12 protein-coding genes and 1 pseudogene are annotated in these 21197 nt (G+C 73.5%); 2 read left to right on the top strand and 11 right to left on the bottom strand.

Annotation, left to right across the window (positions count from 1 at the left end):
* Positions 1-49: 49 nt before the first annotated feature.
* From AB0D94_RS30275 to AB0D94_RS30310, 8 genes and pseudogenes are all read right to left on the bottom strand, one after another.
* A complete protein-coding gene (locus AB0D94_RS30275; protein WP_362058173.1) occupies positions 50-1105 on the bottom strand; it encodes a hydrogenase expression protein HypE in 1056 nt (351 codons plus the stop codon).
* Between the two features lie 75 nt (positions 1106-1180).
* Entirely contained in the window at positions 1181-2962 is a 1782-nt protein-coding gene (locus AB0D94_RS30280; RefSeq protein ID WP_362058176.1) for a hydrogenase maturation protein, read from the bottom strand.
* 234 nt (positions 2963-3196) lie between these two features.
* The gene (locus AB0D94_RS30285) at positions 3197-4114 is read right to left on the bottom strand and encodes a LysR family transcriptional regulator (RefSeq protein ID WP_362058179.1); all 918 of its coding nucleotides are present in this window, start codon (positions 4112-4114) and stop codon (positions 3197-3199) included.
* 187 nt (positions 4115-4301) lie between these two features.
* Positions 4302-7580 (bottom strand): TIM-barrel domain-containing protein, encoded by a 3279-nt coding sequence (locus AB0D94_RS30290; protein ID WP_362058181.1) that lies wholly within the window; start codon positions 7578-7580, stop codon positions 4302-4304.
* Between the two features lie 150 nt (positions 7581-7730).
* The gene (locus tag AB0D94_RS30295) at positions 7731-11357 is read right to left on the bottom strand and encodes a WD40 repeat domain-containing serine/threonine-protein kinase (RefSeq protein WP_362058184.1); all 3627 of its coding nucleotides are present in this window, start codon (positions 11355-11357) and stop codon (positions 7731-7733) included.
* Between the two features lie 95 nt (positions 11358-11452).
* Positions 11453-11704: a hypothetical protein gene (locus tag AB0D94_RS30300; RefSeq protein ID WP_362058187.1), complete on the bottom strand. Its 252-nt coding sequence runs from the start codon at positions 11702-11704 to the stop codon at positions 11453-11455.
* 165 nt (positions 11705-11869) lie between these two features.
* Positions 11870-12537, bottom strand: a pseudogene (locus AB0D94_RS30305) (response regulator transcription factor).
* Positions 12534-13709, bottom strand: a complete 1176-nt coding sequence (locus AB0D94_RS30310) for a sensor histidine kinase (protein ID WP_362058190.1) — start codon at positions 13707-13709, stop codon at positions 12534-12536. Before AB0D94_RS30310 ends, AB0D94_RS30305 begins: the two are co-directional and overlap by 4 nt.
* 274 nt (positions 13710-13983) lie before the next feature.
* Between AB0D94_RS30310 and AB0D94_RS30315 the strand changes: the two genes are divergently transcribed.
* Positions 13984-16182, top strand: coding sequence for an MMPL family transporter (locus AB0D94_RS30315; RefSeq protein WP_362058193.1), 2199 nt, complete (start codon positions 13984-13986; stop codon positions 16180-16182).
* Positions 16183-16266: 84 nt separating this feature from the next.
* On the opposite strand, the gene AB0D94_RS30320 is transcribed toward AB0D94_RS30315, so the two are convergent.
* The 3 genes from AB0D94_RS30320 to AB0D94_RS30330 form a co-directional block, all read right to left on the bottom strand.
* A complete protein-coding gene (locus tag AB0D94_RS30320; protein WP_362058196.1) occupies positions 16267-18060 on the bottom strand; it encodes an ABC transporter permease/substrate binding protein in 1794 nt (597 codons plus the stop codon).
* Positions 18060-19121 (bottom strand): betaine/proline/choline family ABC transporter ATP-binding protein, encoded by a 1062-nt coding sequence (locus AB0D94_RS30325; RefSeq protein ID WP_362058199.1) that lies wholly within the window; start codon positions 19119-19121, stop codon positions 18060-18062. Before AB0D94_RS30325 ends, AB0D94_RS30320 begins: the two co-directional genes overlap by 1 nt.
* A gap of 469 nt (positions 19122-19590) precedes the next feature.
* Positions 19591-20568, bottom strand: a complete 978-nt coding sequence (locus AB0D94_RS30330; protein WP_362058202.1) for a SigB/SigF/SigG family RNA polymerase sigma factor — start codon at positions 20566-20568, stop codon at positions 19591-19593.
* A 146-nt stretch (positions 20569-20714) separates the two neighbouring features.
* Between AB0D94_RS30330 and AB0D94_RS30335 the strand changes: the two genes are divergently transcribed.
* Positions 20715-21107, top strand: a complete 393-nt coding sequence (locus AB0D94_RS30335) for a helix-turn-helix domain-containing protein (RefSeq protein ID WP_362058205.1) — start codon at positions 20715-20717, stop codon at positions 21105-21107.
* Positions 21108-21197: the final 90 nt, after the last annotated feature.

Below are 21197 nucleotides of genomic sequence, written 5' to 3' on the forward strand. Positions count from 1 at the left end.
GGGCGCTACCGGGCTGCGGTGCCGGGCGGTGCGGGGCGGTGGGCGCCGGTCACCAGGGCGGGCGGTAGCCCGTGGTCAGCTGTCCGCCGGTGTGCCGCCACTTGGGTTCCCGGTCCACGGTGTGGGCCGTGACCGCGCGGAGCTTGCGGATCAGGGCCCCGTACGCGCCGCTGGTCTTGCTGGAGATCTTGGCGCCGGGGGGTTCGTCCATGAAGGGCATGAACTTGTCGGGGAATCCGGGCATGGTGCAGGCGATGCAGATGCCGCCGACGTTCGGGCAGCCTCCGATGCCGTTCATCCAGCCGCGCTTGGGGACGTTGCACTTGACGACGGGACCCCAGCAGCCCAGCTTGACCAGGCATTGCGGGGAGTCGTAGGTGTGGGCGAACTGGCCCTGCTCGTAGTAGCCGGCCCGGTCGCAGCCCTCGTGGACGGTGGCGCCGAACAGCCAGGTGGGGCGCAGCTTGTCGTCCAGCGGGATCATCGGGGCGGAGCCGGCGGCCTGGTAGAGCAGGTAGGTGAGGGTCTCCGAGAAGTTGTCCGGCTGGATCGGGCAGCCGGGCACGCACACGATGGGGATGCCGGCCTTCGAGGTCCAGTCCCAGCCGAGGTAGTCGGGCACCCCCATGGCGCCCGTCGGGTTGCCTTCCATGGCGTGGATGCCGCCGTACGTGGCGCAGGTGCCGATGGCGACGACGGCGAGGGCCTTGGGCGCCAGCCGGTCGATCCACTCGCTGGTGGTGATGGGCTGGCCGGTCTCCGGATCGTCGCCGAAGCCGCACCAGTAGCCCTCGGGCTTGATGCTCTCGTTGGGGATCGAGCCCTCGACGACGAGGACGAAGGGGTCGATCTCGCCCCGTTCCCCCTTGAAGAACCATTCGATGAAGGTGTCCGCGCCGCCGACCGGGCCGCATTCGAAATCGATGAGCGGCCAGTGCACGGCGATCTTGGGCAGGCCGGGCAGCACCCCCATGACGATCTCTTCGATGCTGGGCTGCATGGCCGCCGTCAGGGACACGGAGTCGCCGTCGCAGCTCAGCCCCGCGTTGATCCAGAGGATGTGGATCGGGGGATCCTCGACGGGGTCCTTGGTCGCTGTGTCCATGGGGGTGCCTCCTCGGGGAGGTGTTTCAGGGAGGGGTGCGGGGCGAGGCGGCTCGTGCGGACCTCACCCCTCTTGCTAACAGCCGACCGCCCCCGGTGCGCCGTCTGGTACGGCCAGTCCAGTGACGCCGGTGCGCTGCCGGGAGGGCAGGGGTGCGGTGTGCCGGCCCGGCACGGTGCAGGCCAGGTGGGGCGGGGTGGCGGCCGCGGGCTCCTTGCGTACGAAGGCGCGGCGCAGGGCGTGGTAGGGGGCGGCGGGGTCGTCGAAGGTCTGCCGCATCCGGGCCAGCTCGGCCGCCCGGTAGGCGGCCAGGGGCCGCTCCGCCTCGTCGCGCTCGCGCCGCTCCTTCTTCCCGGCGATCCGGGAGGCGGTGGCGGGCAGGGCGGCCAGGTGGGCGGCGAGCCGCGCCGTCTGTCCGGCGAAGGCCTGCGGCGGGCAGGTGAGCGTACGGTCGACCAGGCCGAGCCGGTGCGCGGCGGCGGCGCTCAGCGGCAGGGCCTCGGTGGTGAGGCGGTCCGCGACGCCGGTGCCGACGCGGCGCGGCAGGGTGTAGGTCCAGTACTCCGAGCCGTGCAGCCCCATCAGGCGGTAGTGCGGGTTCAGGACGACGCCCGCGCGGCACCAGACCTCATCGGCGGCGAGGGCGAGCATGGCCCCGCCGGCGGCCGCGTTGCCGCCGAGGGCGCTGACGACGAGGCGGTCCGTGGTGGTGAGGACGGCTTCGACGAGGTCGTCCATGGCGTTGATGTTGGCCCAGGACTCGGCGGCCGGATCGGCGGCGGCCTCGATGACGCCCAGGTGGATGCCGTTGGAGAAGAAGTCACGGCCGCCGCCGAGGACGAGGACCGAGGTGGGGCGGGTGCAGGCGGTGCGGTAGGCGTCCAGCAGGCGCCGGCAGCGGTCGGTGCTCATGGCGCCGCCGGGGAAGGAGAAGGACAGGAACCCCACCTGCCCCTGCTCGTGGTAGCCGATGTCGGACCAGCCCGGGCCGCCCGGGCCGGACCGCGCGGGGGCGGGCCGCTCCGGCAGCGGCGGCAGCCGGTCGGCCAGGGCCGTGGTGGCGGGGAGTTTGACGGTGGCGGGCCCGCCCGGTGCGCGGCGGGCCCGTAGTTCCGGGATCCAGACGGCGCCGTCGGCCGTGGCCCGGCAGATCGCGCCGGCCCGGGTGGCCAGCAGTTCTCCGGGCCGGCCGCGCAGCCCTTCCTCCGGCAGGGCCGGGTGGCCGCCGTGCAGGAACCACTCGCCGCCCAGCAGTTCGTCGCGTACGCCAGGCTGGGAGTCGGCGGCGCGCAGCAGGCGCAGCACCCGCTCGGTGGAGTCCGCCCGCCAGTCGATCCGGCGGTGCTCCTGGCGCAGGGCGGGGCGTGCGTGGCCGGTGGACTGGGGGCGGGGGGTGCAGGTGCCGGAGGCGAAGCGGTGGACGGCGAGGAGTACGGCTTCCAGCGCCGCGTCGGCGATCTCACCGCGGTAGAGGTCGCTCTTGGCCACCGGTGGTACGGGGCATTCGACGGAGGCCCAGACGTCGCCCGCGTCCATCTCCGCGTCGGCCTGCAGGACGGTGACGCCCCATCGGGTGGCCTGGTCGTGGAGGGCCCAGTCGAGGGAGGAGGGGCCGCGGTCGCCGACGGGCCCGGGGTGGACGATCAGGCAGGTGTGGGCGGACCAGACCTCTTCGGGGAGGGCCGTCCTCAGCATCGGGGCGAGGACCAGGTCGGGCCGGTGGCTGCGGACGGCGTCGGCCAGGCGGACGTGGGGCAGGGCGAGTTCGACGGCCACGCTGTGGCCGAGGTCGCGCAGCTCGGCGTGGACACGCTGCGTGAGGCTGTTGAAGGCGCTCGCGACGAGCAGGACGTGCACGTGATCCTCCCCAGCGGCGGCCCGGTTCCGTGGCGCCGACGCGCCCCGGCTGAACGGCCGATCGATTCAGCGAATGATCATGACCAGAACAGGACCGGCCGCCTGAGATGCTCGGACACCCGGGCGGGGCGGGCCCGGCGACGAGCGGTGGGTGTCACTCGAAAGCGCGCCCGCCGGGGGCCACTCGGCCGCAGGTCACCCGCGGGCCTCGCGGGCCGGGTCGGGCGGGAGGGCTCAGGGCTGCGTCCGGTGCGCGGCGGCGCGTGCCGTGCAGTTGCGGGCGACCTCGTCGGCGAAGACGCGGGCCAGCGGGGCCAGGGCCGTCCAGCGCCGGACCGCCCAGCCCACGGCCAGGGGCGGCAGGGCGGGGATCGGGACGAGCCGCAGCGGGCCTCCGGTGCCGGGCACCCGCCAGCCGGGCAGCGCGGGCACGACGGCGTGGCCCAGGCCCAGTTCGGCGAGCAGGAGGGCGGTGTCCCAGTCGGCCACGCTGGTGTCGGAGCGTACGCGCAGGCCCGACTCGGCGAAGGCGGTGTCGAGGTGGGCGCGGGAGGCGGAGTTCTCCGGCAGCCGGATGTGGCGGATTCCGGCGAGGTCGGCGAGTTCGACGCGGGGGCGGGCGGCGAGGGGGTCGTCGGCGCCGACGGCGAGCACCCAGGGCAGTTCCATGACGGGGCGCTGCTCGATGCCGCGGACCGGGCCGCCGATGGTGATCCAGGCGAGGTCGAGGTCGTCGGCGGCGAGGGCGTCGAAGCAGCCGCGGCTGGAGTTCTCGGTCTGGAACTCCAGGCTCACGTCGGGGTGGCGGCGGCGGAAGGTGACGACGGCCTCGGACATGAAGTGCCGGACGGTCGTGGCCCCGGTGGTGACCCGCACCGAGCCGCTGTCCCCGCGTACGAGGTCGTCGAGGCGGCGCAGGGCGCCGTCGAGGCCGGCGATTCCGTCGGCGGCTGCCGCCTGCAGGATGCGGCCCGCCTCGGTGGGGACGACGCCGCGGGCGTGGCGCTCCACGAGGCTCGCGCCGGTCTGCTTCTCCAGCCGCCGGACGTGCTGACTGACGGCGGACTGGGTGCAGCCGAGGTCGCGGGCGACGGCGCTGAGGCTGCCGGCCCGGCAGACGGCCACGAACACGCGCAGATCGTCGAGGGTCATGGGAGCCACCCTACGAGACCCAAGTCATCACTTGGGTCTGGAGAGCAAATCAGAGGATTGACTTGGGTTTTGCTCTCGATCAAGATCGATGCAGGGCCCGGGCGGCAACCCGTTCCCTCCCTCGCCGCGGTCCGGACCAAGGGCGAGGGAGGGAACGGGTGCCGACCCACCGAGCGGGTGGGCGGGGTCAGGGGGTGAAGGTCCAGCGCTGAGCGGCCGAGTCGTTGCAGGCGGCGCGGGTGAGCGCGGTGCCGTTGGCGGTGGCGGCGCCCACCGGGGCGAGGCACTGGCCGCCGGTGCGCAGGGTGCTCTGGGCTCCTGCCTGCCAGGTCTGGCCGGCGCTGCCGTCGCAGGTCTGGACGGTGACTCGGGCGGCCTTCGCGCCGTCGAGGCAGACGCCCGAGAGGCCGGTGAGGCGGCCGTCGTTGTGCAGGGTCCAGCGCTGGTTGGGACCTCCGTGGCAGGTGTAGAGGGTGGGTTCGGTGCCCGGGGCGGTGGCGCTGTGCGGCAGGTCGAGGCAGCTCGCGGAGGCGGCGTTGACGAGGGTGGCGGCGGCCGGGAGCGGGGCGGGGCGTCCGGTGAGGGTGATCTCGGCGGCGCTGGTCCAGGGTCCGCGGCCGCCCGCCTCGGTCAGGGCTTTGAGGCGGAGGTAGCGGCCGGACTTGGCGGCCACGGCGGTGTTCTTGACGGCGGCCGTGTCGGCGAAGGAACCGGTGGCCACCGGGCTGCCCCAGTCGGCGGTGGTGTCGGATACGTAGACCTCGTAGCCGCCGATCCGGCCGTTGACCCCGCCGTCCTGACGGGGCAGGTAGCCGAGGCCGTCCACCGTGTGGCGGGCACCGAGGTCGATCTGGATCTCGTGCGGGAGCGGAGCGGGGGTGCCGGTGGACCAGGCGGTGTGCCAGAGCGTGGCCGGGTTCCCGTCGAAGGCGTTGCGGGCGGCGCCGTTCTCCGCGCGGGTCTCCTCGCTGTCGGCGGACACCAGGGACCAGGCCGACCGGTCGATCGGGGCGGAGGACGGCAGCGCCTCGGGCGAGGGGAGGGTGGTGCCGGTGGCCGACAGGCTGAACGCGCCGGACTTGGCGCCGGTCTTGACCCACAGGACCCCGGCGCGGTCGGCGGCGTCGAAGAACCAGCCGGTCGCCGCCGCGTCGTAGGCGGACTTCGATGCCAGGCGGGGCAGGGCGGCACCGTCCACCGTGAGGGCGGTCGGCGCGGAGGCCACGTGCAGGGTGAACTCGTAACCCCGGGAGGCCGGTTTGCCCGTGTAGCTGCCGGTGGGGGCGGAGACGGCGACCGAGACCGTGCCGGAGCCGGCCGCCGGGGCGCTGACGTCCACCCGCTGGCGGGCGTAGGCCCCGGACTGGTGGGCGCGGGTCAGGCCGTCGTCCTCGTAGAGGCTGAAGGAGGAGTTGCCGCGGGGGTGGATGTCGTAGGTGAGGGTGGAGACGGGCTTCTCCCCCGTGTGGTTCATCTGGGGCCACATCGGAACCACGGCGCCGCCCTTGACGAAGAGGGGCAGGGTGTCGAGCGGGGCCTGGTAGCCGTTGAGCCAGCCCGGGCCCGCGTACGTCCGGCCCGTCCAGTAGTCCGTCCAGGTCCCGGCGGGCAGGTAGATCCCGTCCCGGACCGAGGTGTCGGAGACGACGGGCGCGACGAGGAAGGAATCACCGGCCATGAACTGGCCGCTGGTCAGGTTCCCGCGGGCCACCGGGTCGTCGGGGTACTCCAGGACCATCGCGCGGGTGCTCGGGACCCCGCTCTCGTGGGCGACGCGGCTCATCGTGTACAGGTACGGCATCAGGCGCATCTTGAGCTGGAGGTACTTGCGGTTGATGGAGAGGTACGGTTCCGCGAACCGCCAGGGCTGCTTGTCCTGGTAGCCGGCGGACGGGCCGGTCGCGCCCCAGCCGGACATCGTCATGAAGGCCGGGGTGAAGGCCTTCCACTGGAGGTCGCGGGTGTAGGTCTTGGGGCTGCCGCCGAAGATGCCGTCGACGTCCCCGGCCGCGTAGTTGAGGCCGGACAGGCCCGCTCCGGCGATGGCGGGGACGTGCCAGCGCATGTCGTCCCAGGTGCCGTGGGTGTCGCCGGTCCACACGACGGCGTTGCGCTGGGTTCCGGCCCAGCCGTCGACGGTCCAGACGTAGCGGCGGGCGTCGGAGTTCTTCTCGATGCCGTCGACGGCCTGCTGGACGCCGTCGAAGGCGTACTTGTAGCCGCTGCCGATCCACGCCACGTCGGTCTTCACGCCCCGGGTGCCGGCCTTGCCCACCTCGTCGGCGATGCCGCCGAGTCCGGTGGAGGTCCACAGCCCGGTCTGGAAGCCCTTGGCCTTCAGCGCGTCCACCGTCGCCTTCAGGGGCGCCGTGTAGCCGCAGCCGTACCCGTCGTTGGGCAGGAACCAGCCGGAGGGCATGTCGGCGGCGCGGGCGTCGGCGGCGTAGCCCACCACGTCGGGGGTGGTCTGGTGGCGGAGCCGGTCGTGATCACCCTGGTATTCGGGGTTGGAGGCGTTGAAGCAGTCCGCGTTGCCCAGCTCGAAGCCCCACATCGGTGCCATGAAGGGCTTCCCGCTCACGTCGGTGTAGGCGTCGAGCACCGACTTGAGGGAGTCCCCGGTGAAGTACCAGGCGTCGAAGCGGTTCTCGTCGTGGGTGAGGGTGCTGGGGGCGTGGAAGCCGTACGAACCCGGGGCCCAGGTGTTGCGCATGACGCCGTAGCCGTTGGTCGACATGTAGAAGGGGGCCGGGCTGGCGTTGTCGTTCTCGCGCCACCTGTTGTCGACGGCGACCGGTACGGTCTTGCCGCGCAGCGCCCATTCGCCCAGCCGCAGGCCGGTGCCGTAGAACTGCTCGTCCGCGCCCCGGGCCAGGTACTGGGTGGTCCGGCCGGGGCCGAAGCTGGTGGGCTGGGTCTCCTGCCAGACGGGGGTGGTGTTGTCGGCGCGGTAGACGGAGAAGCGCAGGGGGGACTTGTTGACCCGGATGGAGAGGGCTCCGGTGGTGACCCGGTGGTACGCGCCGGCGTCGGTGGAGGTGCTCGCCACGGAACCGAAGTCGGTGGTGGGGGCGAGGTCGGTCCCGGCCGGGTCGTCGGTGAAGGTCCCGTCGGGCGAGAGCCAGAGCCGGAAGATGTCCGCACGGGCGATGACCAGCCGGGCCTTGGCGCCACTGGACGTCGTCACCGTGTAGGTGTTCCCGGACCGGGTGAAGCCGGTGACGTCGCCCGCCGTCGCGGTGGCACCGGCGGGCGCCGCGGCGGCGGGTGAGGCGGCCGGGCCGGCGGCGGCCAGGCCGGCGACGGTGAGGGCGGCGGCGAGCAGGGCGGCGGCCGGGGAGCGCCGACGGGGCAGGGCGCGGGTCCGGCGGACCCGCTCGAACTGGCCGGCCCGGTCCCCGTGGCGGGCTCGGTCGCCCTGGCCGGCTCGGTCCCCGTGGCTCCTTCGGAAGCGTGGCAGTCTCATGGGCAGCTCCTCGTGCGCTCCGGATCGCGGACACAACGCTTTGGCATGCACCCGGCAAGATAGCGCTCCGATGGAGTCACTTGAAGGAAGATGCTCGAACTGGCCTGCAATCAAGCATCTTTGAACATCCGTCCGCCACGGGGCAGGCGGTCAGCAGACCGACCGGTAGGGCAGGTCGGGCACGTTCTGCTCCCACTGCGCGCGGGTGAGGTCCCTGCCGACCCGCTCGCACAGCGCACGCGCCACGGCCTTCGGATCGAGGTCGAAGACCCGGTGCGGGCGGTACGAGGAGGAGACGTGCAGCCGCCCCCGGGGATCGAAGGCGAGGGCGCGCAGCTTCCCGGCCGCCCCGCGCAGCGGATCTCCGAGCCGGCGCCGTGCGGGTACGTCCCACAGCTGGACCCGGCTGTCGCCGACGATCGCGGCCAGGGTCCTGCCGTCACGGGAGAAGCGCAGCCCCGCCACCCGCCCGCCGAAGTCGTCGCCGCGGGTGGCCGCCGTGCTCGACAGGCCTCCGAGGCGGCGGCGCCCTGCGCCGTCCCAGAGGGTGACCGTGCCCTGGAGGAGACTGACCGCCAGCACCGAGCCGTCGTCGCTGAACTCCAGGTCCTGGATGACACCGGGGCCGAGGACCTCGCGCTCGACGGCGCGGGTGGCGAGGTCCACGCGCTCCCCGGCCGAGGTGAACAGGAACGCGCCGTCGGGACTGATCGCGAGGTTGACCGCCCCGACGTCCTCGATCTCGTACTCCTGCCGGCCGGACCCGAGGTCCCACATCTGCACGGCGCGGGAGAGGGCCCCGGGCCCGGTGTTCTTGGTGACCGCGACGGCCAGGCGGCTGCCGTCCGGGGTGAACGCGAAACCGCTGACGCGCAGGACGGGACCGGGCGGTGCGAGCTCGGCGCGCAGCCGGTTCTCGCGGACGTCCCACACCGTCACGCGCGGCTTCTCGTCCTCGTGCCAGGAGGCGGTGGCCAGCAGCCGCCCGTCGCGCGAGTAGGCGGACGTACCGTCCTCGTCCTCGTCGACCGCGTCGCGGATGGGCGGCCCGACCGGGTGATGCGGCAGGTCACGCACCTGGCCGTCATCCGTGGTCCACAACCGGAAGCGGTCCTTCGCGTCGCTGTCCGAGACCCCCACGGTCCCGAGCGTCCGCGCGTCCGGGGCGAAGACCGCGTCGGAGACGTCCGCCTCGGCGGCCGCGTCCTGGAGTCCGTACGTCAGGTCCAGCGAACGGACCTGACGGTCCCTGGCCACGTACCGCAGCAGCCGGCTGTCCGCGTCGAAGGCGAGGGAGAGGTTGAAGGCCATGCCGTCCGTGTCCAGCCGGGGATAACTGAGCAGGGACGCGGAGGACGTGGTCGCGTCGTCGGCCCACACCCGCAGCTGGGTCTCGGTGACCTCGACGGCCAGGGTTCCGTCCGCGCTGAGGGCGGCCACCGACTCCGCGCCGAACTCGCGGACCACGGTGCGGGAGGCCACGTCCCACAGGGTGGACGTGCGGCCGGTGTTCGTGTGGATCAGGCGCTTGCCGTCCGCGCTGAAGGCCAGTCCCTGGTTGCGCTCGCAGGTGACCGTGGGATAGGGGGACTCCCGGCGCAGTTCGGCGGTCCGCCCGGTGGCCGGGGAGTACAGCTGCACGGGTTTGCCCGGCGGGCAGTATGCGTAGGTCGCGCCGTCGTGCGACAGGGCTGCGGCGGTGCTCCCCGGCGCGCGCAGCACCGGCCGGCCGGAGCGGCCGTCGACGAGGACCACCTCCTCGGGGGTGCTGGTGGCGATCGCGACCAGGGCGGCCTCCCGGGAGACCGCGAGGACCCTGGGCGTCCCGTGGTCCGGCAGGAGCAGTTGGCCGGCCTTGCCGGTCCTGAGGTCGATCAGCCGGACCCCCTGGCCCATGGACTGCGCCGCGACGGTCCCCGAGGGGTCCACAGCGGCCGGCAGATCCGGGGTGCCCTCGGGCAGTTCGGCCCGGCCCGTGCGCTTGCCGCCGGCCAGGTCCCAGACCTCCACGCTCTTCTGGGCGTTGAGGACGGCCAGGGTCCGGCCGTCGAGCAGCAGGTCCGCCCTGTCGTCGTAGTAACCGGTCGACACCCGGGCCGGGTTGTTGGTGACGGCGCGCTCGTCCTGGCCCAGGGACCCGTACAAGGCGGCCCGCGCGTCGTCGACCGGGGCGGTCCGCCAGGCCGCGACGCTCAGCAGGGCGGCCGTTTCGGGGTCCGAGGTGCGCAGGCTCTCGGCGATGGAGGCCATCGTACGGGCGGACGCCTGGCGGGCCCGTTCGTCGCCGACGCGCTTCTGCTGCCAGGCGACCAGCCCCGCCACCAGGGCGAGGGACAGCAGGGCCGCCGCGCCCCCGCGCAGCCGCCGGGTGCGCCTTCGGCGCGCCGCGGCGGCCTGGCGGCAAGCCTCCAGGAACGCGCCCTCGAGCCGGCTCGCGCGGAGCCAGACCGGCGCCCCGGCAGCGCAGGCGCGGGCCGCCTCCGGGGCGCTGCCGGCCGGGAGGTCCTCGGCCCGCCTGCCCTGCCCGTCCCAGTGCCCGGCGGCCGCGGTCAGCCAGCGCAGCAGGAGCAGGGCCTGGCGGTCCTGGTCCACCCAGTCGCGCAGCCGCGGCCAGGCGCGCAGCAGGCCGAGCGCGGCGAGCCGCGCGGTGTCGTCCTCCAGGACGAGGAGCCGGGCGACGGCGAGGGAGTCGAACGCGTCGCGCAGCGCGCCGCGTTCCTCGTACGGGCGGCCGTCGAGCCATTCCGCCGTGGCGGCGGTGCGGAGCGTGTCCTGGGAGCCGTCGGCGGCGCTGCCGGGGACGACCAGCCGGAGCGCGATCTCCCGTACGGCCTGCCGGACCGGTTCCGGAAGGCGCTCGTACATCGTCTCCGCGGCGGCGCCGAGGGCCGGCTCGGCCGCGTCCGCGGTGGCGTCGCGCAGCCGTCCGGCGTTCTCCCGGCCCGCCGCGAGCAGGGCTGCGTCGGCCTCGTCGGCCGGTCCGCCCAGCATCCTCAGCAGCAGTCCGGTGGCGGTGGGGCGGTCCGCCGGGGACTTGGCCAGGGCCTCGCCGACCAGCTGGCGCAGGGCGGGCGGCAAGGGGGTGAGGTCCGGGTGGTGTTCGGTGACCCGTACGACGACCTCGCCGATGTTCTCGCCGCGGAAGGGGTCGCGTCCGGTGGCCGCGAACAGCATCACGGCTCCCCAGGCGAAGACGTCGGCGGCGCCGTCGGCGCGCCGTCCGGTGAGCACCTCGGGGGCCATGTAGCCGGGCGTGCCCATCAGGTGGCCGGTGGCGGTGAGCGACATGTCCTCGGTGCGGGCGATGCCGAAGTCGATGACGCGGGGGCCGTCGGGGCCGAGGAGGATGTTGTCCGGTTTGAGGTCGCGGTGGACGACGCCGGCGCGGTGGATGGCGGCCAGGGCGGTGGCGGCCCCGGTGGCCAGCCGGACGAGTGCGTCGCCGGTGAGCGGTCCCGAGTCGCGGACGGCCTTGCGCAGATCCCGGCCGGGGACGAACTCGCTGACGATGTAGGGCCGTTCTCCGTCGGTGCCGCTCTCCAGGACCCGTGCGGTGCAGAAGGACTCCACGCGCTGCGCGGCGAGCACCTCCTTGGTGAACCGGCCCGCGATCTCGGGGCGGGCGACGAGCTCGGGGCGCAGCACCTTGACGGCGACGCGTTGCCCTGCCTCGTCGTAGGCCTCGTACACCGTTCCCTGGCCACCCGCGCCGAGGCGGGCGGCGAGCCAGTACCCGGCGATCCGTTCCGGGTCCTCGGAAGTGAGCAACTCGGCCATTTTCCCCCCTGGTTCAGCGGCCCCCGATGCGCGCGCGGAGGTTACCAAGCGATGCGGCCGCGGGGTAGGGGGACATGGTCCAGGGGCTCAGTGCCTCACAGGTCCAGTGCGCGCGGCCCGCCCGCTGCGCCGCGTCCCGCCGCCGGGAGGACCGCGAGGACCGGCGCGGCGGGCGAGGAGGCGCGGTGGCCGCAGGGGTCGAAGGCCAGCACCACCGGTTCTCCGGGGCGCTGGCGCCAGGAGATGCGCTCCGGTACCCGGTCGCACACCGGGCAGCAGGGAAGCGGACCGGGCTCCGGCGGACACTCGGGTGCGGCCGCGAAGGGCGTGGAGTGCGGATCGCGCATGGAGGCTCCCTGGTCGTGCGGTTGGGCTGATCGCACTGTGCCATGGACGGGGCCTCGTCCGCACGGGCGAATCATCCAGTGTTCTGGCTGGTCAGAGGTGTGGTCGCCAGGAGGATTCCGGTCTTCTTGGGGGCACTTTGTGATCAACCGCTCCCCCTGCCGGCCTCAATCGCTCCCCCCGCCGGCCTCCACAAGCCCCGATTCGTACGCCGCGATGACGGCCTGGGCGCGGTCGCGGACGCCGAGCTTGCCGAAGATGCCGGTGATGTGGTTCTTGACCGTGGAGACGCTGATGTCCAGTTCGCGGGCGGTTTCCGCGTTGTCCAGGCCGGTGGCCATCAGCTGCCAAATCTCCCGTTCCCGCGGGGTGAGGTCGGCCGGGGTCACCGCGCCCGTGGGGCGGGGCCGCACGGGGGTCCGTACGTAGGTGGAGATGAGCCGGGTCAGCAGCCGCGGGGCGACGGCGGCCTCCCCGGTGTGGACGGTGCGGACGGCGGCGATCAGCTCCTCCGGGGAGATGTCCTTGGGCAGGAAGCCGTACGCGCCGGCGCGCAGGGCGGCGACACGTACTCGTCCATGTCGAAGGTGCTGAGGGCCAGGACCCGGGTCTCCGGGAGGACGCGGGCCAGCTCCCCGGTGGCCTTGACCCCGTCGAGGACCGGCATCCGGATGTCCATGACGACCACGTCGGGCCGCAGTTGCTGTGCGAGGGCGACGGCGCGGGCCCCGTCCTCCGCCTCGCCCACGACCTCGAACTCCGGGTCGGGGCCCAGGATCAGGGCCAGGCCGCGCCGCACCAGCGGCTGGTCGTCGGCGATGAGCACGCGGATCATCGGTGTCGTTCCCCTCCCTGGCCGCCCCCGGCGCCTCCCGGGACCGGGAGGCGGGCCGCCACCCTGAAGCCGCCGCCGTCGAGTGCGGCGGCCTCCAGGGTGCCGCCCTGCAGGGCGACGCGTTCGTGCATTCCGATCAGACCGTACCCGGAGCGGCGCGGTCCGGAGCGAGGAGCGGGCGGCGGGGCTCCCGCTCCGTCGTCCCGCACCTCCACGGCGACTTCGCCGGGTCCGTAGGTGATCCGTACCCGGGCCCGCGCCTCCCCGGCGTGTTTACGGGTGTTGGTCAGGGCCTCCTGCACGATCCGGAAGACGGTGAGGCCCACGGTCGGCGGCAGCGGCCGGACCGGCCCGTCCACGGTCAGCTCGGTGTCCGTGCCGGCCAGCCGCGACTCGGTGACGATCCGGTCCAGGTCCCGCACGCCCGGCTGGGGAGCTTCGGGCCCGGCCTCCGTCTCCTCCCCGGCCCGCAGCACGTCCAGGAGTTGGCGCATCTCGCGCAGCGCCATCCGCCCGGAGTCCTCCAGGGTCACCAGGGCCTCGCGCGCCACCTCCGGATCGTGCGCCAGGTTGGCCCGCGCACCGCCCGCCATCAGCTGCATGGTGGTGATGTGGTGGGCGACGATGTCGTGCAGCTCACGGGCGATCCGGCGGCGCTCCTCGGCCACCGCGCGCTCCGCCCGCAGCAGTTGGTGGGCCTCGGCCTCCCGCTGCCGGCGGTTCATGACCACGGCCGAACCCCCGACCAGCACCACGACCACCGCATTCGCGACGACGCCCCAGCCGGGCGGCAGCAGCATGCCGCCCTGGCCCACCGAGGGCAGGGGGACGGCCGCGAGGCAGGCCGCCGCGGCCACCGCGGGACGGCGGAACCTGACGACCGCGTACAGGGCGACGGCCAGGCTGATCGGGACGTGGGGAGTGGGCACCGGGGTCGCCAGGTTGGGCACCACGCCCAGGACCAGCACCACGGCGAGCACGGTCACCGGGTGGCTGCGGCGGGCGACCAGGGACAGCGCCGCCAGGACGAGCGCGAACGCCGCCGCGAGGCTGAGGGCCACCGTCTCGGACGGGTCCCCCTGCGAGAAGCCCACCAGGTCGACCGCCGCGGCCGCGATGGCCATGAGCGCGTCGTGGCGCGTCCAGGTCAGCCGGTCGGCGCCCTTGTCCATCACTGCCGGTCCTCCCCCGCCGACTGTCCCTCCCGGCCCGTGCCGGAAGCCGCGCAGCCGGTCCCCGTGATCCATTCTGGCACCGGCCGCGCCCCCTGCCACCGGCCCGGAGTCGGGTCCCGGACCAGGACCGGAGTCCTGGTCCGGGCCCGCGACCGGACCCGGGTCCCTGGCCGCGGATCCTCCTCCGCCCGGACGCCGGCGCCCGTCCCGCCTGATGGTCTGGAAACCGGCCGGGAGACCCCGGCCGCACCGCACCACCGGAGGAGCCACCGTGATCCGCGACCTGACCGGATTCTCGACGAGAAGTCCGTGGAAGGTGATCGCCGTGTGGGCCGTGCTCGGCATCGCACTGACCTTCCTGGGCCAGGCCATGGTCTACCGCGTCACGCAGACCAGCGGCGGGGACTTCCTGCCTGCGTCCTACGACTCGGCCGCGGCCCTGAAGGTCGCCGAGGAGAAGTTCGGGGTGAAGCCCGGCGCCAGCCCGCTGACCGTCCTGGTCGCCCGCACGGACGGCGCGCCGCTGGCGGAGGCCGACGAGCGGCGCATCGACGAGAAGGCCGCGGCGCTGGCGCGGCACCGGGTCGTCATGCCCCCGTCGGAGGACGACCTGTTCTTCGCCCCGGACCATTCCCAAGTGCCCCGCGTCAGCCCGGCCATGACGGCCCCGGACCGCAGCTTCCGGCTGCTGTCCGTGGAGCTGACGGGCAACTCCCAGGACCCCCGGGTCCACGACACCTACCGGGCCTTCCGCGAGTACGCCCGCGCCGAGTTCGCCGAGGCGGGACTGCGGACCGGGTTCACCGGCGGGCTCGCCGACGGCGTGGACACCGCCGACGCCGAGAAGACCCGGTCCACGGTCATCGGCATCGTGATGCTCGCGGTGATCGTGCTGCTGCACGTCCTGGTGTTCCGCAGCCTGCTCGCCGCCCTGCTGCCGCTGCTCGTCGTCTCCGTCGTCGGCGGGGCGGCTACGGGAACGGTGGTCGGGGCCGCCGCGCTGACGGGGATCGACCTCGACCCCTCCACCCCGCAGCTGATCAACGTCGTACTGGTCGGCATCGGCATCGACTACTTCCTCTTCCTGCTGTTCCGCTTCCGCGAGCAGTTGCGGCGGCGGCCGGACCAGTCCGGGCGCGCCGCCGCGGCCGAGGTCGCCGGACGGGTGGGGACGGCGGTGACCTCGGCGGCACTGACCATCGTCGCCGCCTTCGCCACGCTCGCCGTCGCCTCCTTCGGACAGTTCCGGGTGCTCGGTCCGGCCATCGCCGTCTCCGTGCTGGTGATGCTGCTGGGCAGCCTCACGCTGATGCCCGCCCTGCTCGCCGTCACCGGGCGCCGGATGTTCTGGCCCTCGCACTCCCTGAAGCGCGAGCCCCGCGGGGGCAGCGCGGCGCGGCTGGGCGACCGGCTGGTCCGGCGGCCCCTGGCGGCGGCCCTCGTGTGCGTGGCGCTGCTCGGCGCCCTGGCCGCGGGAGTGGCCGGGATCCGGATGGACTACGGGCCCGGCGACGGGGGCGGCGAGCGTACGGCGGCCGTGGTCACCGCGTCCGAGATCTCCCGAGCCCTGCCCGCGGGCGTGTCGGACCCGGTCAGCGTCTTCCTCACCGCGCCGGACGCGGGCGCGCTCGGCGCCGACGGACTGGGGGCACTGGCCGGGGCGCTGGGGAAGGTGGACGGCGTGGGCCGGGTCGTCCCGGCCGTGCTGAGCGAGGACCGGCTGGCGGCGCGGATCGACCTGTTCCCGAACGCCGGACCGCACACCCAGGAGGCCCGCGACCTGGCCTCCGGTCCGGTCCGGGAGGCGGTCGCCGCGCACCGGCCCGCGGGCACCGAGGCCCATGTGGGCGGTACCTCGGCGGTGTTCGCCGACATCGCGGCCGCGGTGGACAAGGACCTGAAGGTCGTGTTCCCGGTGGCCGCGGTACTGATCGGGCTGATCCTGTTCCTGCTGCTGCGGAGCCTGCTCGCGCCGCTGGTCCTGCTGCTCGCCGTGGGGCTGGGGTTCGCCGCGACGCTGGGGGCCTCGGCGCTCGTCTTCCAGCACGCGCTGGGGCAGCCGGGGGTGGCCTTCACCCTCCCGCTGATCCTGTTCCTGTTCGTTGTCGCGCTGGGCACCGACTACAACATCCTGGTGGCCGACCGGATCCGCGAGGAGATGGAGCGGCCTGGTCCGGCCCGCGCGGCCGTGGCCCGGGCGGTGCGGCACACCGCTCCGGCCGTCGCGACCGCCGGACTGGTGCTGGCCGCCTCCTTCGGCAGCCTCGCCGTGAACCCGGCGCCGGCCACCCAGCAGATCGGCTTCGCGACGGGGCTGGGGATCCTGCTCTCGGCCTTCGTCCTGTCGATCGTCCTGGTCCCCGCCTGTGCGGCGCTGCTGGGCCGCTCCCTCTGGTGGCCGGCCAGGCCCCGGTCCGAGGAGTCGCGGCAGGACCCGGCGGTACTGCCGGAGGGCGTCCTGGTCCGCTGAACCGCCGCCCCGGCGGGCCCGGACAGCGGTGCGCGGGTCCCCGTACGGTCTCGTACGGGGACCCGCGCGGCGTCCGCTCCGGGATCAGGCCAGCTGGTCGATCTCGGGGTGGTCGGCCAGCCAGGCGCGCACCGCCTGCTGCTCCTTGCCCTTGCCGGTCTCCTGGATCTTCGCCTCCAGGCCGGTGAGCTGCTCCTCGGTGAGCTTGAAGGAGCGCAGCCATTCGGCGACCTTCGGTTCGTCCTCGGCGAAGCCCTTGCGGGCGAGGGTGTGGATCCCGTCGCCGGTGCCCCAGACCCCCTTAGGGTCCTCCAGCTTGGTCAGCTCGTACGAGGAGTACGCCCAGTGCGGCGACCACAGCACGGCCACCACGGGCTCCTTCTTGTCGTACGCCCGCTTGAGTTCGGCGAGCATGCCGGGCGTGGAGCCGTCGACGACCTGGTACTCGGCGTCGAGCCCGTACTCCTTGAGGACCTTGTCCTTCAGGATCGCCATGACCCCGGCGCTCGGCTCGATGCCGATGATCCGGCCCTTGAACTGCCCGGACTTGCCCTTGAGGTCGGCGAGCGAGCGCACGTCCTTCACGTACGAGGGCACGGACAGCTCCAGCGAGGTGGGGCCGTACCAGGAGCCGAGGTCCTCCAGCTTGTTCCCGTACTTCTCCCAGTACTGGGCGTGGGTGACGGGCAGCCAGGCGTCGGTCTGGAAGTCGAGCTGGCCTCCGGCCAGGCCGGTGTAGAGCGCGCCGGCCTCCAGCTGGCGGGCGTCGACCTTGAAGCCGCGGCGCTCCAGGAGCTCCTTCCACAGGAAGGTGGAGGCTATGCCCTCGTCCCACGGGATGTAGCCGACGGAGAGGGTGCGGCCCTTGCCGATGTCCGCGGCCCCGGCCGGGCCCTCCTCGCGGGCGGAGCCGCCGAAGGTGCTCATGCCGCCAGCGACGAGGGCGAGGACCACGGCCCCGGTGATCGCGTACGCGGGCTGGGGGCGGTGGTTCCACACCTTGGCGGCGCCGGTCGCGGCGGCCCGCGCCTTGGCCAGCGTACGGCGGCCGAGCGGGGAGACCTGGCGGCCCAGCGCCCCGGTCATCCGGTCCAGGTACATGGCGAGGATGACGATGGAGATGCCCGCCTCGAAACCGAGGCCGATGTCCACGTTGCCGATGGCCTTGTAGACGGCGCCGCCGAGTCCGCCGCCGCCGACCATGCCGGCGATGACGACCATGGACAGGCCCAGCATGATGACCTGGTTGACGCCCGCCATGATCGTGGGCAGGGCCAGCGGGAGCTGGACGCGTACGAGGGTGTCGCGCGGGGTGGTGCCGAAGGCCTCGGCGGCCTCGACCAGTTCCCCGTCGACCTGGCGGATGCCGAGCTCGGTCATCCGGACGCCCGGCGGCAGCGAGAAGATGATGGTGGCGATGATGCCGGGCACCACGCCCACCCCGAAGAAGATGATGCCGGGGATCAGGTAGACCATGGCCGGCATGGTCTGCATGAAGTCCAGGACCGGCCGCAGGACCGCGCTGACCCGGTCGGAGCGCGAGGCCCAGATGCCCAGCGGGACCGCGAACACCAGCGTGACCAGGGTGGCGACCAGGACCAGGGACAGGGTGGACATGGCCTCGGCCCACAGGCCGACGGAGTCCACGAGCGCGAAGCCGGCGAAGGCGAGCAGGCCCGCCAGCAGACCGCGCAGCCACCAGGCGGCGACGGCCAGGATGCCCGCGAAGAGCAGCGGGGCGGGGGCGGAGAGGACGGCGTCGATGCCGTCGTAGAGGCCGGTGACGAGCGCGCTGATGGCGTCGAACAGCCAGGACAGGTGCCGCTGGAGGAAGTCGACACCGCTGTCGACCCAGGCGCCGAGGTGCAGGCGGGGCATCAGGCAGCCACCTCCACGCAGGCCATCGGCGGCCGCTGTTCGTCGCCGATGAAGGCGATGAGACGGTCCTGCGGTACGGAGCCGACGACGGCGCCGTCGGCGTCCGTGACGGCGACCGGGTGCGGGACGCGGGCGCTGACGGAGCACAGCTCGGCGAGCGGGGTGTCTGCGCTGACGGTGGGGCAGCCGCAGGCATCGGTCCCGGTGGAGGGGTCGTCCATGACGGCGTCGGCCGTGAGCACGCGCGAGCGGTCCACGTCCTGGATGAAGGAGGCGACGTACTCGTCGGCGGGGCGCATGAGGATGTCCTCGGCGGTGCCCTGCTGGACGATGCGGCCGTCGCGCATCACCGCGATGCCGTCGCCCAGGCGCATGGCCTCGTTGAGGTCGTGGGTGATGAAGACGATGGTCTTCTTGAGGCGGCGCTGGAGTTCGAGCAGCTGGTCCTGCATGTCGCGGCGGATCAGCGGGTCGAGTGCGCTGAAGGACTCGTCCATCAGCAGCAGCTCCGCGTCGGTGGCCAGGGCGCGGGCGAGGCCGACGCGCTGCTGCATGCCGCCGGACAGCTCGTCGGGCCAGGACTTCTCCCAGCCTTCGAGCCCGCACAGGGCCAGCGCCTCGGCGGCGCGCCGCTCGCGCTCGGCCCGGGGCACGCCCTGGACCTCCAGCCCGTAGGCGGCGTTCTCCAGCACGTCGCGGTGCGGGAAGAGGGCGAAGTGCTGGAAGACCATGCTGATCTTCGTGGACCGTACGCGGCGCAGCTCGCGCGCGCTGAGCACGGTGAGGTCCTGGCCGTCGAAGAGGATGCGTCCAGCGGTGGGCGCCAGCAGTCCGTTGAGCATGCGCAGCAGCGTGGACTTGCCGGAGCCCGACAGACCCATGACGACGAAGATCTGGCCGGGCTCGACGCTGAAGGAGGCGTCGATGACCGCAGCCGTCGTTCCGCCGGACCGCAGCTCGGCGCGGCCGACGCCGCCTTCGAGCGCGCGGACCGCGGCGGCGGCGTCGCCGGGTCGTCTTCCGAACACCTTGTACACGTGCTCGGCCTGGAGCGTGGACACATAAACCTCGCGGGTCGTACCGGGACGGCGGGCGCCGGGCGGGGCCGGCGGGCCGTAGAGCGGGACGGGATCGGCCCGCGTGCGCCGTGCCCGCCGGCAGGTCTGCCGGCGGGCCCGGGTCCGCTCCCGCAGCGCGGGTGCCCCGCCATAGCCCCACCAAAACCCGAGGTGACCCCCCACACCTGCAGGGGCCCTGGGATGGTCGGGGAGGGCCCGGCGTGGGCGGTGCCCGCGGTCTTGGGGGCGGGGGGCCACGGGTCCGCTCCAGCTGCGCGGGTGCCCCGCATTCGCCCGAGCAAACGCGGAGGTGACCCACCTCACGTGCAGGGGCCGTTGGATCCGGCGGACCGGGGTGTGACGAAACAGACACCCTCGCACTGGTTGACCCGGCGGTGGTCCGCCGGGTCAACCAGTGCGAGGGTGTGGGGCTCGCCGCGCATCGGGCCCGGTCTGTCCGGGCCGGCGCGTGTCAGGCCTGGCCCGTGGCGGGTTCGGCCGGGTGCGCGGGGGCCGCCGGATCCGCGGGGTCCTCCAGCATGGAGGTGCGCAGATGGGCCAGGAGGCGGGTGAGCAGCCGGGAGACCTGCATCTGCGAGATCCCGAGCGCGGCGCCGATCTGGGCCTGGGTCAGCTCCTCGCCGAAGCGCATCTGCAGCATGCGGCGCTCGCGGTCGCTGAGCTCCTCCAGCAGCGGCGCCAGGGTCTGGATGTCCTCGACCAGTTCCATGGCCGGCTCCTCCTCGCCCATGACGTCGGCGAGGGTGTGGCCCTCGGTCGAGGCTTCGCCGTGTTCGGCGTGGGGCGCGTCCAGGGAGCCGCTGGTGTGGCCGTTTGCGGCGACGAGACCCTCTATGACTTCCTCGTCCGAGAGGCAGAGGCGGGCGGCGAGATCGGCGACGGTGGGCGAGCGGTCGAGTGTGACGGTCAGCTCCTCCTTCGCCTTGGCTATGTCGATGCGCAGCTCCTGGAGCCGGCGCGGGACGCGGACGGCCCAGGAGGTGTCGCGGAAGTGCCGCTTGATCTCACCTGTGATGTACGGCATGGCGAGCGTGGAGAACTCGTTCTCGCGGGCCGGATCGAACCGGTCGATGGCCTTGATCAGGCCGATGGTGCCGACCTGGACGATGTCCTCCATGTCGCCGCCGTCGCCGCGGCTGCGGAAGCGGCGTACCGCGTACTGGACGAGTGAGGCGTTCATCTCGATGAGCGTGTTGCGGACGTACTGGTACTCCGGCGTGCCCTCGGTCAGTTCGCGCAGCCGCCGGAAGAAGACCTTCGACAGCTCCCTGGCGTCCGCGGGGGCCACTTCCCGGGGCTCGTCGATCCGGGGCAGGCCCGCGATCCGGGCGGCCTCGGCGCTGCGGCGGGGGCACGGAACGGCGGCGGGGACGGCGGGAACGGCGGCGGGGGCGGCGGCGGTATGGGAGGACGGGGCAGGGACCGGCATGGGGGTTCGCTCCTTGGGCTTGTCGGCTTGCGGCGCGGGACCTTGACTGCCGTAGATGGTGGACCTCTTCTGCTCGTACGTCAAGAATTACCGGAAATCCGTTTCGCGTCTTGCAACACGTGAATCGCCTGTCGCATCATGTGCGCATGGGGAGTATGTCGCAGCGTCAAAATTGGACATTTCTGACTAATCACGCACGAGTTCTGGTGGCCATCGCCCGGGACCCGGCCGTGCGGCTCAGGGATGTCGCCGCGGTGTGCGTACTGACCGAACGCACCGTGCAGACGATCGTCACCGACCTGGAGTCGGACGGGTACCTGCGGCGCGTCCGCGACGGCCGGCGCAACCGGTACGAGATCTCCCCGGGAGCCGTCTTCCGCCACCCCGCGGAGGCCGGGGTCCAAGTGGCCGGTCTGCTCGCCCTGCTGACCGGCGCGGCCTCGGACCCGGACGCCCCGCCCCTCCCCCAGGACATGACCGAGCCCGAGGCGACGGACCTCCTCGGCCTCCCCCCGGCGCCGGACCTCACCGTCGACTAGGTCCTGTCCGGGCGATCTTCGTGGATCAGCCCGCGTCGTCTGGTGCGGTGCATCGCAAGGCGGAGGATCGCAGCTCGTACTCGGCCGTAC

It is taken from the genome of Streptomyces sp. NPDC048255, from assembly GCF_040652415.1.
GTDB lineage: Bacteria > Actinomycetota > Actinomycetes > Streptomycetales > Streptomycetaceae > Streptomyces.

Bases quoted from the DNA above. Each gene is read 5' to 3' on its own strand.
- AB0D94_RS30275 (WP_362058173.1), bottom strand. From the start codon at position 1,105: ATGGACACAGCGACCAAGGACCCCGTCGAGGATCCCCCGATCCACATC.
- AB0D94_RS30285 (WP_362058179.1), bottom strand. From the start codon at position 4,114: ATGACCCTCGACGATCTGCGCGTGTTCGTGGCCGTCTGCCGGGCCGGC.
- AB0D94_RS30290 (WP_362058181.1), bottom strand. From the start codon at position 7,580: ATGAGACTGCCACGCTTCCGAAGGAGCCACGGGGACCGAGCCGGCCAG.
- AB0D94_RS30295 (WP_362058184.1), bottom strand. From the start codon at position 11,357: ATGGCCGAGTTGCTCACTTCCGAGGACCCGGAACGGATCGCCGGGTAC.
- AB0D94_RS30300 (WP_362058187.1), bottom strand. From the start codon at position 11,704: ATGCGCGATCCGCACTCCACGCCCTTCGCGGCCGCACCCGAGTGTCCG.
- AB0D94_RS30310 (WP_362058190.1), bottom strand. From the start codon at position 13,709: ATGGACAAGGGCGCCGACCGGCTGACCTGGACGCGCCACGACGCGCTC.
- AB0D94_RS30320 (WP_362058196.1), bottom strand. From the start codon at position 18,060: ATGCCCCGCCTGCACCTCGGCGCCTGGGTCGACAGCGGTGTCGACTTC.
- AB0D94_RS30330 (WP_362058202.1), bottom strand. From the start codon at position 20,568: ATGCCGGTCCCTGCCCCGTCCTCCCATACCGCCGCCGCCCCCGCCGCC.
- AB0D94_RS30335 (WP_362058205.1), top strand. From the start codon at position 20,715: ATGGGGAGTATGTCGCAGCGTCAAAATTGGACATTTCTGACTAATCAC.